The sequence below is a fragment of the Pseudomonas sp. SJZ077 genome (assembly GCF_007993905.1).
GTDB classification, from domain to species: Bacteria; Pseudomonadota; Gammaproteobacteria; order Pseudomonadales; family Pseudomonadaceae; genus Aquipseudomonas; species Aquipseudomonas mandelii.
In genome coordinates this window covers 121,063-133,100 of sequence record NZ_VIUJ01000008.1, presented here as the reverse complement: position 1 = coordinate 133,100, position 12,038 = coordinate 121,063, and the positions used below count along the sequence as shown (strand labels likewise).

Below are 12,038 nucleotides of genomic sequence, written 5' to 3'. Positions count from 1 at the left end.
GAACTGGGAAATATCCAGTAGTAATTGACAGTGATGTGCAGCTGTCTCATGAGCTTTACAGCGTGGTCGGCGATGGCCGGATTCAACTGATCTTTTCGCACCAATCCCTGCCCGACGACTCCATCACCAGCGAAACATTGGCAGCGGTTTGAGCGGGGAGCGCAGGAATTGCCGTGCGGTTTGCCGGAGCAGCATCCCGTGAAAACCATGATTGGGCAGTGCCGACTTCACCGTTTTGATGTAGGCCCGCGGCAGGCCGAACGTCAGCAGGCCGAGCGACACGTCAATGATATCGGCGCGTCGGAAGGGCTCGACGCTGAGCGCATGGTCGGCAGCATAGGACCGCACTTTGTGGTGTTCGAGGATCAGTGCCGTCACTTCGCCGCTCAAGTGCGACAGTTGCCGATTGGCGAGGTAGTCGGTGGCCAGGCGCACCGAGGGTTCCAGGTAATCAATGGTTTGATCGGTCCAGATGCCCAGGTCGTGAAACGCCCCGGCGATCTGCACGGCTTCGGAGGGCAGGCCTTCAATGCCGCTGATCGCGCGGTAGAAGTTCAGCACCCGGTAAATGTGATTGCGATAACCCAACAAATCGGCACCGATCGCCAGGGCGTAGGACGTCAGTATTTCGTCGGTCACGGGGAATTCGAGAAGGGGATTCATCGGTACGGACCTCACGCGTCGCGCAACAGGTCATTGGCGTTGAGGATCTCGAAGGCGATCTCCGGGCGTTTCTCCAGGCTGCGGCGAATCGCGGCGGGGATCGACTGGCGGGTCTTGCGGCACAAGCCCGGCAACTCGCCGAGGGTGATGCCGATGCCGCGCATGGTACGCACTTCATTGAAGCTGGGGACGATGTCCACACGGATGCCCAGTTGTGCGTACATGCGGTTTTGCAAGCGTTCGAGGTCAGCCAGGCTTTCCAGGTTTTCCAGACGATCGAGCAGACGCTTTTCTTCCTGTCGGGTCAGAAACAGGATGCGCACGTCCGCGCCCGGTGTTTCCAGCAACGGGTCTCGCCCGCAGATGCAGGCGCCGGGCGGGCAGGGTGAGCGGATCGGAGCAGAGGTCGTCATGGGCCTTAATCATAGAGCGCCCCAGACGAATCGTCAGTCGGAAATATCGGTCACCGGGATGATCTGTTCGCCGTCGGGCTGAGTGCCGGTCACCGTTTTCCTTTCCCGACGATCATTGATCCAGTTGTCCACCTGGGCGCCGAACTCGGCCGGGGCTTTACGTCCGACCCTGCGGGCAAGGTCGAGAATGGTCTGCTGGGCGAGGGCGTCTTCCATGCGTTTCTGCGCGGTCATCATGACGGCGTGAACCGAGCAATGACCTTCCACTGCCCACGTCGGCGGGGAGCCTTCAAACAGCGCGCAACGCCCACGGATATCACGGCAATCGAAGATGAGCTTCTGGCCATCAATGGCGTTGACGATGTCCAGCACGCTGATTTCGTCCGCCGGCCGCGCCAGTTTGAACCCGCCGCGCACGCCCTCGGTCGCGACCACCAGTTTGGCCTTGGCCAGTTTGGTGAAAATTTTCGCCAGGTAGTCCAGCGGCACGCCTTGCAGCTCAGCGAGGTCGCGCACGCTTGCCTCACGGCTGTCGCCGTAATCGCCCACCAGAAAAAGCAGGCAGTGAATGCCGTACTCAACGCCCGCGCTGTAGAGAGACATGGTTATCTCCGACTGAATGAGTCGCCAATGTTACCAGCCGATTGTCAGGGGTGCAACGAAGCATCGGTATGCCTAGATCGCCTGTCTGTCCTGTGCTGCATATGGATAGAAGCTTGTGTCTGGATTGTCGAGGTATCTGAATGTGTGATGATAACCATCGATAGAAGGTTGTTGTGTCTTGTAACTCGGATCACTATAGTCGCCGTTGTCAGCTCGGCGACGAGTTCAGTCTTTGGTCTTCTTCGGAGTTAAAACAATGAAACAGCACATTCTGGTCATCGGCGCAGGTTTCGGTGGCATGTGGACGGCATTGAGCGCCACGCGCCTGTTGGACATCCATGATCACAACCACGTAGACGTCACGGTACTGGCGCCTCAGGCCGAGCTGCGGGTGCGTCCACGCTTCTACGAGCCGAATGCTCATCAACTGGCGGCACCCCTTGGCGACCTGTTCGATGCCGTCGGTGTGAAGTTCATCAAGGGCGCAGCGCAATCCATCGACGTGCAGCAAAAACAAGTCGGCTACACCGATGCATCGGGTGCCGAACAGGTGTGCAGCTACGACAAACTCGTTCTGGCCACCGGCAGCGGTCTCGCGTTGCCCAACACTCCGGGCGTGGCCCAACACGCCTTTGACGTGGACCAGATTGAACAGGCGATACGCCTGGAAAACCATCTGAAATCCCTGGCCAACCTGCCGCAAAGTAAAGCTCGAAACACCGTGGTTGTGGCCGGTGGCGGCTTTACCGGGATTGAAACGGCGACTGAAATGCCGGCGCGTCTGCGGGCCATCCTCGGCGAGGACGCTGACATTGAAGTGATCATTGTCGATCGCGGTGAAAAAGTCGGGGCGTCCATGGGCAGCGAAATCAGCCAGTCGATCGCCGAAGCCAGCACTGAGCTGGGCGTGAAATGGCGCTTGAAGTCGTCAGTCGTTGCTGTCGATGAAAACGGTGTGACCCTGGCCGATGGCCAACGCATCGACGCCAAGACTGTGGTCTGGACCACCGGGGTGCGGGCAAGCTCGCTGACCGAGCAGATCCCGGCCGAACGCGACCACCTCGGTCGCCTGCACGTTGACGCCCACCTGAAAGTCATCGGTCAGGACGACATCTTTGCCACCGGTGATGTGGCTTATGCCGCCGCGGATGACATCGGCAACTACGCCATGATGACCTGCCAGCACGCGATCTCGCTGGGCCGTCATGCCGGCAACAACGTCGCTGCGCAAATCCTGGGCGTGGCGCCGAAGGCGTACAGCCAGCCCAAGTACGTTACCTGTCTGGATCTGGGCGCGTGGGGCGCGGTGTACACCGAGGGTTGGGATCGCCAGGTCAAACTGGTCAAGGAGGAAGGCAAATCGCTGAAGACCCAGATCAATACGGTGTGGATCTATCCGCCGGCCGCTGACCGCGCAACTGCGCTGGCGGCTGCGGACCCGATGATTCCGGTTGTGGCCTGATAAGCAGCTGTCTCGATAAGGCTGCCTGCATGAAAAAATCCCGCTCAAGTCACCTTGAGCGGGATTTTTTTATTCAGATGCGGAAGGCTTGCCGGCCTACCAGCAACCATTTGCCAGCCTTCTTTTGCCAGATCTGGAAGTTTTCGATTTCAGTCGGGACCACCTCGGTGCCCTTGATCGCCTGTGCCGAAAAATGATGACGAACCAGCGCTACATCACCCGAGACGGTGATGGTCTGGTTCTGCATTTCCAGGGTTTTGAAAGCGCTCTTGCCCGTTTCGATATCGGCGATGAAGTCTTTCTTGTCCTGGACCTTGCCGCTCGAGTGGCCGTAGGTCAGGTTCTCAGCAGTAAGCGCTTTCAGTTCGGGGATGTTCTTGTTGAGCATGGCTTGCGTCAGATGGTCCACCGCCTGCGCCACATCCTTCTCGCCCGGAGCAGGGGCTGCCATCACGTAGCCACTGAAGAGGCACAGAAAACCAATCAGCACTTTCACTTTTTTCATGGGTAGTTCCTTGTTGTTATGAATGACTCATCGGTCATCGTACAACCTAGCAGAAATTTAATGAATAGTGGCAAAACGACGTGGCAAGACTTCTACGGGCAGATAGAAGTCTTGCCGGTTAAAGGGAGGGGGTTTGGATTGCAGCTTCAGGCCAGCATCGATAGCAGGACACCTTGACGGTCCAGTTTGGCCAGGTCGTCGAAGCCTCCGACATGGGTGTCACCGATGAATATCTGCGGCACGCTGCGACGACCGTTGCGGGTGAGCATTTCCTGGAATTTTCCGGGGTCCGATTGAACATTGATCTCCTGGCTGGCGATGCCTTTGCTGGCCAGCAGCGCCTTGGCATTGCGGCAATAAGGGCAGGTGTCGGTGGTGTAAAGCGTCACAGTGCTCATGGGGTGTACTCCTCGGGTCAGACATCCGCCTCAAGCATCGATGGCAGGGAAGTCGATGTCGGTCAGGGCCAGGTTGTTGAGGTAGTTGGTCAGCGTCTGCGAGGCAATGTGGGCGACCACCTCGATGATCTTGGCATCGGTGATGCCGGCTGCACGCGCCGCTTCAATCTGCTCGTCACTCAGGTGGCCGCGACTTTCGGTAATTTGCCGGGCTAGCGTGGCAAATGCGTTGAGTTGACCGTGTCGAGCACTGACGATGTCTTGCGCGGACAGCCCGGCCTTGCCGGCAAATACGGTGTGCGCCGCCAGGCAGTAGTCGCAACCGTTGACCTGCGAAGTGGCGAGAAAGATGGCTTCTTTTTCAGGGGCGCTCAGGGATGTTTTGCCCAAGGCCACCGACTGTTGCAGATAGGCCGACAGGACGGCGGGGGCGATTGCCAGCGTCTTGAAGACATTGGGCAAAAAGCCGATTTTTTTCTGCACGCCTTCCAGCAGCGGGCGAGTGGTGTCGGTGGCGTGTTCAAGGTTCAGGGGGGCGATGCGGCTCATGTTGAGACTCCGTCGATTCAAGCGCGGTATGCGCTGGGTACGGGGTCCATGCTATGGATCATTGCTGGCCTTAAGGGTGCAAATCGTCGAGGATATGCGACAGATCGTCCAGATCTGTTCCCCGGGGAGTCGTTCCATGGATCGCTTGTCCACCTTGCTCACGCATTTCGGTGTCAGTGCCGGCACTTTCCACAGTGGCGATTTTTGCGGCGTCACGTCCTTCGATGGCGAACAGGCCACCGGGCACCTGCATTTGCTTCAGGCTGGCGAACTGACGCTCAAACTGGCTGATGAGCGAGTCCTGCAGCTCAATGAACCGACGCTGATTTTTTTCCCGCGACCTTATCGTCACCGCTTGTTCGCCAGCGAAGCGTCGGGCACTCAATTGGTGTGCGCCTCTCTGGAGTTCGACGGTGGGGCGGGCAACGCCCTGGCGGCTGCGCTGCCTGAATACCTGGTGCTCAAACTCGACAGCATCCCGACCCTGGCCGGCACGCTGGACTGGCTGTTCAGCGAGGCGTTCGGCGGCATTTGTGGTCGCGAAGCGATGATGGATCGGCTGTTCGAACTGCTGGTGATTCAGTTGTTGCGGCACATCCTGACCAGCCGTGACCAGACGCCCGGGATGATGGCCGGTCTCGCCGACCCACGCCTGGCGCGCCCCTTGAGCCTGATGCACGACGCGCCCGGCAAGGCCTGGACCGTGGCCGAGCTGTCGGCGGCAGCCAATATGTCCCGGGCCAGTTTCGCCGACTACTTTCGTTCGGTGGTGGGGCAGACGCCGGTCGACTATCTGGTGAGTTGGCGGATCAGCCTGGCGCAGAAACGCTTGCGTGAGGGCAGGTCCATCGCGCTGATCGCCGATGAAGTCGGCTACGAAAGCCCCTCGGCGCTGGCCCGGGCGTTTCGTCGTAAAACCGGTGCCAGCCCGCGCGAGTGGCTGCAAGACGCCAAACGCCCGCGGTGACCACCCCCGTTGGTCAAGCACGTTCCCTGTAGGAGCGAGCCTGCTCGCGAAGAGGTCGGCACATCCAACATCGATAGCGCCTGACCCACCGCTTTCGCGAGCAGGCTCGCTCCCACAGGTTGGGTGGGCGTGAGATAGACTCATCTACGGGCACCGAACCGTGGGAGTGACACCTGTGGCGCAATTTAAATGGACTCACTGATCACCGCCGCAGCGCACGCACTCGCGGCGGGCGATCCCCTCGGTGCGCTGAACCGGGTTGCCTTGCGCGACGATGCCCCTGCGCTGGCGCTTCGCGGCATCGCCATGGCGCAATTGGGCGATCTGGTCCGGGCCAAGGCGTTGGTGCGCAGCGCCGCACGCGCCTTTGGTCCGAAAGCGCCTGTGGCCCGGGCGCGGTGCGTGGTCGCCGAGGCCGAAATCGCCCTGGCTTCACGGGATCTCGGCTGGCCGGTGAAGGCGCTCGAAGCGGCGCGAGTGACCTTGCAGGCGCATGGCGATGGCGCGAATGCGGCCCATGCGCGGTATTTGCAGGTTCGACGTTTGTTGTTGATCGGGCGTCTGGATGAGGTCGACCGTTTGCTCGCCGAGCTCGACCCCGCACCGCTGCCGCCGGCATTGCGCGTCGTTCATGAATTAGTGGTGGCCGGGATCGCCGTGCGGCGACTCGAAACAAGAAGGGCACGGTCTGCGCTCGAAAGGGCCGAACGTGCGGCCTCAGACGCCGGTATTCCCGCGCTCACCGCCGAAGTTGAACACGCCGCTCAAGTCCTCGACACGCCCGCTGCGCGACTGATTGCCCGGGGTGAAGAACGCCCCCTGCGGCTGGATGAGGTGGAAGCATTGCTGAGTTCACCGTCTCTGGTCGTCGACGCGTGCCGATACGGCGTGCGCGGCGCGGGGATGTCGGTGTCCCTGGCCAAACGACCGGTGTTGTTCACCCTCGTGCGGGCGTTGGCCGAAGCCTGGCCCGAGGATGTGGCGCGGGAAACACTGATCACCCAGGCCTTTCGCCAGAAGCTCACCGATGAATCCCATCGCGCCAGACTGCGCGTCGAAATCGGTCGGCTTCGCAAAGCGCTGAAACCTCTGGCCGGTATCAGTGCGACGAAACGCGGGTTTGCGCTGCAACCTGAGAGTGCTGATGACGTTGTGGTGCTGGCGTGGCCCGTCGAAGAGCCCCAGGCGGCGCTGCTGGCCTTCCTGGCCGACGGCGAATCGTGGTCGAGCTCGGCGCTGGCCCTGACGCTGAAGGCCAGTCAACGCACGGTGCAACGGGCCCTCGATTCGCTGGCAAGCGCCGGCAAAGTGCAATCGTTTGGTCGCGGGCGCGCCCGGCGCTGGATGACGCCGCCGCTGTCTGGATTCGCGACGACTTTGTTACTCACAGCTTGGGTGCCGGGTGACTAGGATCCATCTCACCACCCAACGAAGAGGATGCAACCATGAAGCAATCATCTGCCGAGATCATCCACGAATACGGACCCTTTCCGGGCGTCGACGCCGTGCATGGCGTTTCTTATGACGGCGAGCACGTCTGGTTCGCCTCCGGAGAAAAACTCAACGCCCTCGACCCTGTAAGCGGTAAGACGCCTCGTTCCATCGATGTCGCCGCGCATGCCGGAACAGCCTTTGACGGCCGGCACCTGTACCAGATCGCCGAGGATCGCATCCAGAAGATCGATCCTTCGAATGGTCGTGTACTCCGCACCATTCCGGCGCCTGGCGGTGGGGGCGACTCAGGGCTCGCCTGGGCTGAAGGCACGCTTTGGGTGGGCCAGTATCGCGAACGCAAGATCCATCAAATCGACCCCGACACCGGCAAGATTCTTCGCACGATCGAGTCCAACCGTTTCGTCACCGGGGTGACCTGGGTGGAAGGCGCGCTGTGGCACGGCACTTGGGAAGGAGAGGAAGGTGAATTGCGGCGAGTAGACCCGAACACCGGCGAGGTGCTGGAAAGCCTCACGCTACCAACCGGCGTCGGCGTGTCAGGGCTTGAGTCCGACGGTGCGGACCGATTTTTTTGCGGCGGAGGCAATAGTGGCAAGGTGAGGGCCGTTCGTCGGCCCGCCTGATCCTAAAACGTGAATTGACGCGAAGACCGAGGCGCGCTCTGGGCCAATTCGATCTCCAGCAGGTGTTCAACCAACACGTCATTGAGGAACCGGAATTGATCGTTGAGCCCGACCACTTCATTGTTGAAGTGGTTCGCGGCTGCCGGTATCAGCAATGCCTCGAAGTTTTTGTCGAACACCAGTGACAACTCTTTGCGAGAGACGAATGGCTGCGAATAGAAGTTGTTGCCGAACACCGGGAAGCTTACGCAAAGGGTAATGGCGTGGATCATGATCTGCGCTCCTTGGCGAGGACGATGTAGGAAAAGACAGTCAGCGTAACGGCCGTCAGGGCCAGGCAGGTCAGCAGATGGATCAACATGATTTTCCCCTCCGGTGTGGGCTTTTGCCTTGGGATGGGTTGATCCTGCGCCAGGCGGTTTTTTAGCGGAAGGCAATCGTCGCGATGGTGAGTATCGACGCCGTTGATGGTGATCTTCAGGGCCCCATCGCGAGCAGGCGCGCTCCCACAGGGATTGGCGTCGTTCGCAAGCCTGTGTTTCACCACAGACCACTGTGGGAGCGAGCCTGCTCGCGATGAGGCCCTGGAAAACACCACCAGCTCCAAGCGAACAAACCCCGCCACCTATACTCAAATAAACAGTCCTTTGAACACCGGACATACCGTCCGGGGAACACTGTAGGAACCGCGATCTTGAACCTGCGTTCGCTGATCGTCCCCGTGATGGTGGTGTTGGCGGGATGCGCCACGCCTGTGCGTGCCCCGGTGGTGGCGCCGGTCGTGGTGGTGTCGCAAAGCACCTGGCGGCAGGTGGACCAGGAGATTGTCGCCGCGTCGCAGTCCGCGACCGAGCAGACAAAAATCTATGCCCGGGGTGCCATGGATTACTGGCGCACGCGGGTCTACCAACTGACCGAAGAGAACTTCATTCCCTGGTTCAGCAGTTACTGGACCCAGGAATGGCTATCGGTGAAGGTCAGCTGGTACAGCCTCAGTGCCAAGGGTGAGCAGGATGCCTCGGCCAAGCGCCTGGCGGCCTACCTGCTGGAGCAATACCAGAAACGCGTGCTGGCGCCGGTCGCGGTAGAGATCGATCCCGACGCGATTCTCGGCTTGGCGACGGCCTTCTACGTGGACATTCTTCAGGAGGAACTGCAGCGAATCTCCCAGCGCCACGGCGTGCCGATGGCCCAGCTCAACGGCCGCATCCAGAAAATCCCCGCGATAGCACTCGGGCCACCGCCCGCGCGTGATGCGTCGCTGTATCAGGTCGTGCACACCCAACCGCTGAATTCGTTGCCGGCCTACGCGGCGTTGATCGAGAAAATCCACAAGGCGGGGGGCGACAAAGGCGTTGATTCGACCGACACCGCCATGGCGCCGGTGGCCAAGCGCGCCAGTCAACGGATGGAGGCCGAAATGGCCCCGCGAGGCGCGGCCAGTGCGGTGGCCGCAGCAGCCGGGAAACTGGCCGGCGCCCTGATTTCGGTGGGGGTAGCCGGCATTCGGGCGATTATTCAGGCCAATGACCGGCCGGACAGCGAAGCGCTGATTCGCGCCAGCCTGGGCAATACGTTCGACAAGGCCTGGATGAAACTGGTGCAGAACCCGACCTCCGGCGTCATGGCGGGGACGCTGTACATGGCGGCGCAGATCGAGGGCAACCTGGCGGAGAGCGCCGACGTACCGTCGGTCAGTTCGGGCGGCGGCGCTGTCGATTGGAGCCCGACAGAATCGACTACCCAGCAGACCGTTCCATAACCGAAGGAGAAACACCATGTCCTACGTTGATGGCTTCCTCGCTGCCGTGCCCACCGCCAACCGCGAGAAATTCAAGAAACACGCTGAGACCGCTGCGGTCATTTTCAAGGAATGTGGCGCGCTCAGCGTCGCTGAATGCTGGGGCGACGACGTGCCGGACGGCAAAGTAACCTCGTTTCCCATGGCGGTGAAACTCAAGGAGGATGAAACCGTGGTGTTCAGTTGGATCATCTGGCCGGACAAGGCCACCCGTAATGCGGGCATGGACAAAATGATGAACGATCCGCGGATGCGGCCGGACGTCAATCCGATGCCCTTCGATGGCCAGCGCCTGGTCTTTGGTGGTTTTGAAATGATCGTGAAGGCCTGATCCCGTCGAAAGGATCACTCCGGCGACGGGGTGATCCTGCAACTTTTGCGGTTGCGGATCTCGCTGTCCGTCGGCCGCTCCCTGACGAATTCGAAGCGCGGCTCACCTTCGCTATAGTGAACCAGCCAGCCCCATTCCAGCTCGGACTCATCCTGCCCCGGTTTCGGTGGCATTGCCCACCATGGCTCTTTGCTGATGATCTGTCGCATGGCCCCCTCCCGTTGATTCGGTTGGTTCAACTATAACGTGCATGTCAGGAGCTGCCAGGCATGACTGACGAATCCCGTGAACCGTTCAAGCGGCTGTTTTTCGCGCTCAATTGCCCGCCGCAGCAGCGCAAGGCCATTGCTCAATGGCGCAGCGCCCTTGAGCTGCGCAGCGGGCGTCCGGTGCCGGCGGAAAACTTTCACCTGACATTGTTGTTTTTGGGGGCTGTCGGCGTGGCGCAGATTGGCGAGATCTGTACGGCGGCCGAGAAGGTCCACATACCGGGTATACCGCTGAGGTTGGCGCTGGATCGAATGGAGGTCTGGCGCCGGGCAGGGGTGTTGGTCCTGGCGCCGGAGCAGGCACCGCCGGAGTTGTTGCGTCTGGTATATGCGCTGGAACAGGCGATGTTGCCGTTTGGCGTTGAAGAGACGCCGAAGGCGTTTCGGCCGCACCTGACGTTGATGCATGATTATCGAATGCCGGTGCCTGAGTCCGCGACGCCGCCCGAATTTTTCCTGCGGGCTGATCGCTTTATCTTGTTTGAATCCCATAAGGGGCGGTATCGGGCGCTGGCGGAATGGCCGCTGGCCCTTGCATAAAAAAAGGCGCCCGAGGAGGGCGCCTAAGTTCACCTTAACCGAGGAAGCCAGGTGAGGCCGTTCGTCAGAGAGGATGCAGCGGTGGTAAGGCGCTGCGTGAACGGAAACTTTGACAGTGATCGTTCCCACGCTTCGCGTGGAAATGCCTCCCCGGACGCTCCGCGTTCGGCTTTGGAAGGGGCGCGGAGCATCCCGGGCTGCATTCCCACGCAGAGCGTGGGAACGATCATTGAGCGACTATTTCCCGAGTTTCACCCGCGTCCAGCCCCGAGTCATCACGCGCTGAACGCCGATCGGCATATCCGGAATCGCATACAGCGTCGCCATGACCGCTTGCGGCGGATACGACCCAGGATCATCCCGGATGGCCTCGTCCACCAACGGTGTGGCCGCCGCATTGGCGTTGCTGTAGCCGATGTTGTTGGTGATCTCGGCGATGATCTCCGGGCGCATCAGGAAGTTCATGAACAGGTAGGCGTTCTCCACGTTCGCCGCGTCCTTGGGGATCGCGACCATGTCGTAGAAGCTGCCGGCCCCTTCTTTCGGAATGCTGTAATCGATCTTCACTTTGTCGCCCGCTTCCTGGGCTCGCGCCTTGGCTTGCAGCACGTCCCCGGAGTAACCGACCGCGACGCAGATGTTGCCGTTGGCCAGGTCGGAGATGTATTTCGACGAATGGAAGTACGCCACCGACGGCCGAATTTTCATGAACAGCGCTTCGGCTTCGGCGATCTGAGCCTTGTCCTGGGAGTTCACCGGATAACCCAGGTAGTGCAGGGCCGCCGGGAGCATCTCGGTAGGCGAGTCGAGGAAGCTGATGCCGCACGCTTTCAGTTTTTCCGCGTTTTCCGGTTTGAACAGCAAGTCCCAGGAGTTGGTCGGTGCGTTGGCGCCGAGCACTTCCTTGACCTTGGCCGGGTTGAAGCCAATGCCGATCGAACCCCACATGTACGGGAAAGCGTGGCCGTTATCCGGGTCACTGGCGGACGCGTTTTTCAGCAGCACCGGGTTGAGGTTTTTCCAGTTCGACAGCTTCGACTTGTCCAGTTCCTGATAGACCCCGGCCTTGATCTGCTTGGCCAGGAAACTGTTGGACGGCACCACGATGTCGTAGCCGGACTTGCCGGCGAGCAGACGGGCTTCAAGGGTTTCATTGCTGTCGAACACATCGTAGGTCACGCGGATGCCGGTCTCGTCTTCGAACTTCCTGACGGTGTCCGGGGCGATGTAATCCGACCAGTTGTAGACGCGCAGAACCTTGTCATTGGCCTGGGCAACGGTGGCAATCGCGCCCACTAAGGACAGTGTCAGCAGAGTCCTGCCAAACATTTTCATCGGTACAACTCCATTCTTTTTATTCAGTGACACAAAGCAAAAATGCGGTAAACACAAAACCTGTGGGGCAATACACAACCTGTGGCGAGGGAGCTTGCTCCCGCTTGGCTGCGAAGCGGCCCCA

The 12,038-nt window shown here is 60.4% G+C and carries 16 protein-coding genes; 7 read left to right on the top strand and 9 right to left on the bottom strand.

The features are described 5' to 3' along the window. Positions 1–123: 123 nt before the first annotated feature. From FBY01_RS14475 to FBY01_RS14465, 3 genes are read right to left on the bottom strand one after another with little or no spacing between them, the layout of a single operon-like run. Positions 124–663: an HD domain-containing protein gene (locus tag FBY01_RS14475; RefSeq protein ID WP_145308280.1), complete on the bottom strand. Its 540-nt coding sequence runs from the start codon at positions 661–663 to the stop codon at positions 124–126. 11 nt (positions 664–674) lie between these two features. Further along, a complete protein-coding gene (locus FBY01_RS14470; RefSeq protein WP_010455472.1) occupies positions 675–1,076 on the bottom strand; it encodes a hypothetical protein in 402 nt (133 codons plus the stop codon). A gap of 33 nt (positions 1,077–1,109) precedes the next feature. Further along, a complete protein-coding gene (locus FBY01_RS14465; protein ID WP_102595026.1) occupies positions 1,110–1,679 on the bottom strand; it encodes an Rrf2 family transcriptional regulator in 570 nt (189 codons plus the stop codon). 256 nt (positions 1,680–1,935) lie between these two features. On the opposite strand from FBY01_RS14465, the gene FBY01_RS14460 reads away from it, so the two are divergent. Next, positions 1,936–3,141 carry an NAD(P)/FAD-dependent oxidoreductase gene (locus FBY01_RS14460; RefSeq protein ID WP_010455468.1) on the top strand — a complete coding sequence of 402 codons (1,206 nt, stop codon included), beginning with the start codon at positions 1,936–1,938 and terminating at the stop codon, positions 3,139–3,141. A gap of 73 nt (positions 3,142–3,214) precedes the next feature. Here the strand turns inward: FBY01_RS14460 and FBY01_RS14455 are convergent, their stop codons facing one another. The 3 genes from FBY01_RS14455 to FBY01_RS14445 form a co-directional block, all read right to left on the bottom strand. Continuing rightward, positions 3,215–3,646 (bottom strand): nuclear transport factor 2 family protein, encoded by a 432-nt coding sequence (locus FBY01_RS14455; RefSeq protein ID WP_102595028.1) that lies wholly within the window; start codon positions 3,644–3,646, stop codon positions 3,215–3,217. A 146-nt stretch (positions 3,647–3,792) separates the two neighbouring features. Beyond that, positions 3,793–4,044, bottom strand: a complete 252-nt coding sequence (gene grxC, locus FBY01_RS14450; RefSeq protein ID WP_145308282.1) for a glutaredoxin 3 — start codon at positions 4,042–4,044, stop codon at positions 3,793–3,795. A 30-nt stretch (positions 4,045–4,074) separates the two neighbouring features. Then, positions 4,075–4,593, bottom strand: a complete 519-nt coding sequence (locus FBY01_RS14445; protein ID WP_145308284.1) for a carboxymuconolactone decarboxylase family protein — start codon at positions 4,591–4,593, stop codon at positions 4,075–4,077. Between the two features lie 136 nt (positions 4,594–4,729). Here FBY01_RS14445 and FBY01_RS14440 point away from each other — a divergent pair, with 136 nt between their 5' ends. The 3 genes from FBY01_RS14440 (at position 4,730) to FBY01_RS14425 (ending at position 7,638) form a co-directional block, all read left to right on the top strand. Next, positions 4,730–5,560, top strand: a complete 831-nt coding sequence (locus FBY01_RS14440; RefSeq protein WP_102595029.1) for an AraC family transcriptional regulator — start codon at positions 4,730–4,732, stop codon at positions 5,558–5,560. A 189-nt stretch (positions 5,561–5,749) separates the two neighbouring features. After that, a complete protein-coding gene (locus FBY01_RS14430) occupies positions 5,750–6,970 on the top strand; it encodes a helix-turn-helix domain-containing protein (RefSeq protein WP_145308286.1) in 1,221 nt (406 codons plus the stop codon). Between the two features lie 35 nt (positions 6,971–7,005). Continuing rightward, positions 7,006–7,638 (top strand): PQQ-binding-like beta-propeller repeat protein, encoded by a 633-nt coding sequence (locus FBY01_RS14425; RefSeq protein WP_145308288.1) that lies wholly within the window; start codon positions 7,006–7,008, stop codon positions 7,636–7,638. 2 nt (positions 7,639–7,640) lie between these two features. Here the strand turns inward: FBY01_RS14425 and FBY01_RS14420 are convergent, their stop codons facing one another. Beyond that, positions 7,641–7,910 (bottom strand): hypothetical protein, encoded by a 270-nt coding sequence (locus tag FBY01_RS14420; RefSeq protein WP_010455456.1) that lies wholly within the window; start codon positions 7,908–7,910, stop codon positions 7,641–7,643. Between the two features lie 422 nt (positions 7,911–8,332). On the opposite strand from FBY01_RS14420, the gene FBY01_RS14415 reads away from it, so the two are divergent. Both FBY01_RS14415 and FBY01_RS14410 read left to right on the top strand, forming a co-directional pair. Then, complete coding sequence (locus FBY01_RS14415) at positions 8,333–9,400, top strand: hypothetical protein (RefSeq protein WP_010455451.1); 1,068 nt, start codon at positions 8,333–8,335, stop codon at positions 9,398–9,400. Positions 9,401–9,416: 16 nt separating this feature from the next. After that, positions 9,417–9,770: a DUF1428 domain-containing protein gene (locus FBY01_RS14410; RefSeq protein ID WP_145308290.1), complete on the top strand. Its 354-nt coding sequence runs from the start codon at positions 9,417–9,419 to the stop codon at positions 9,768–9,770. A 14-nt stretch (positions 9,771–9,784) separates the two neighbouring features. Here the strand turns inward: FBY01_RS14410 and FBY01_RS14405 are convergent, their stop codons facing one another. Further along, positions 9,785–9,979, bottom strand: coding sequence for a hypothetical protein (locus tag FBY01_RS14405; protein ID WP_010455448.1), 195 nt, complete (start codon positions 9,977–9,979; stop codon positions 9,785–9,787). 60 nt (positions 9,980–10,039) lie between these two features. Here FBY01_RS14405 and thpR point away from each other — a divergent pair, with 60 nt between their 5' ends. Next, a complete protein-coding gene (gene thpR / locus FBY01_RS14400) occupies positions 10,040–10,579 on the top strand; it encodes an RNA 2',3'-cyclic phosphodiesterase (protein WP_145308292.1) in 540 nt (179 codons plus the stop codon). 237 nt (positions 10,580–10,816) lie between these two features. Here thpR and FBY01_RS14395 read toward each other — a convergent pair whose 3' ends face one another. Continuing rightward, a complete protein-coding gene (locus tag FBY01_RS14395; RefSeq protein WP_145308294.1) occupies positions 10,817–11,914 on the bottom strand; it encodes a polyamine ABC transporter substrate-binding protein in 1,098 nt (365 codons plus the stop codon). Positions 11,915–12,038: the final 124 nt, after the last annotated feature.

What these genes read in the sequence shown, in the direction of transcription:
- FBY01_RS14475 (WP_145308280.1), bottom strand. Translation starts at nt 663, where the DNA reads ATGAATCCCCTTCTCGAATTCCCCGTGACCGACGAAATACTGACGTCC.
- FBY01_RS14470 (WP_010455472.1), bottom strand. Translation starts at nt 1,076, where the DNA reads ATGACGACCTCTGCTCCGATCCGCTCACCCTGCCCGCCCGGCGCCTGC.
- FBY01_RS14465 (WP_102595026.1), bottom strand. Translation starts at nt 1,679, where the DNA reads ATGTCTCTCTACAGCGCGGGCGTTGAGTACGGCATTCACTGCCTGCTT.
- FBY01_RS14460 (WP_010455468.1), top strand. Translation starts at nt 1,936, where the DNA reads ATGAAACAGCACATTCTGGTCATCGGCGCAGGTTTCGGTGGCATGTGG.
- FBY01_RS14455 (WP_102595028.1), bottom strand. Translation starts at nt 3,646, where the DNA reads ATGAAAAAAGTGAAAGTGCTGATTGGTTTTCTGTGCCTCTTCAGTGGC.
- grxC (WP_145308282.1), bottom strand. Translation starts at nt 4,044, where the DNA reads ATGAGCACTGTGACGCTTTACACCACCGACACCTGCCCTTATTGCCGC.
- FBY01_RS14445 (WP_145308284.1), bottom strand. Translation starts at nt 4,593, where the DNA reads ATGAGCCGCATCGCCCCCCTGAACCTTGAACACGCCACCGACACCACT.
- FBY01_RS14440 (WP_102595029.1), top strand. Translation starts at nt 4,730, where the DNA reads ATGGATCGCTTGTCCACCTTGCTCACGCATTTCGGTGTCAGTGCCGGC.
- FBY01_RS14430 (WP_145308286.1), top strand. Translation starts at nt 5,750, where the DNA reads ATGGACTCACTGATCACCGCCGCAGCGCACGCACTCGCGGCGGGCGAT.
- FBY01_RS14425 (WP_145308288.1), top strand. Translation starts at nt 7,006, where the DNA reads ATGAAGCAATCATCTGCCGAGATCATCCACGAATACGGACCCTTTCCG.
- FBY01_RS14420 (WP_010455456.1), bottom strand. Translation starts at nt 7,910, where the DNA reads ATGATCCACGCCATTACCCTTTGCGTAAGCTTCCCGGTGTTCGGCAAC.
- FBY01_RS14410 (WP_145308290.1), top strand. Translation starts at nt 9,417, where the DNA reads ATGTCCTACGTTGATGGCTTCCTCGCTGCCGTGCCCACCGCCAACCGC.
- FBY01_RS14405 (WP_010455448.1), bottom strand. Translation starts at nt 9,979, where the DNA reads ATGCGACAGATCATCAGCAAAGAGCCATGGTGGGCAATGCCACCGAAA.
- thpR (WP_145308292.1), top strand. Translation starts at nt 10,040, where the DNA reads ATGACTGACGAATCCCGTGAACCGTTCAAGCGGCTGTTTTTCGCGCTC.
- FBY01_RS14395 (WP_145308294.1), bottom strand. Translation starts at nt 11,914, where the DNA reads ATGAAAATGTTTGGCAGGACTCTGCTGACACTGTCCTTAGTGGGCGCG.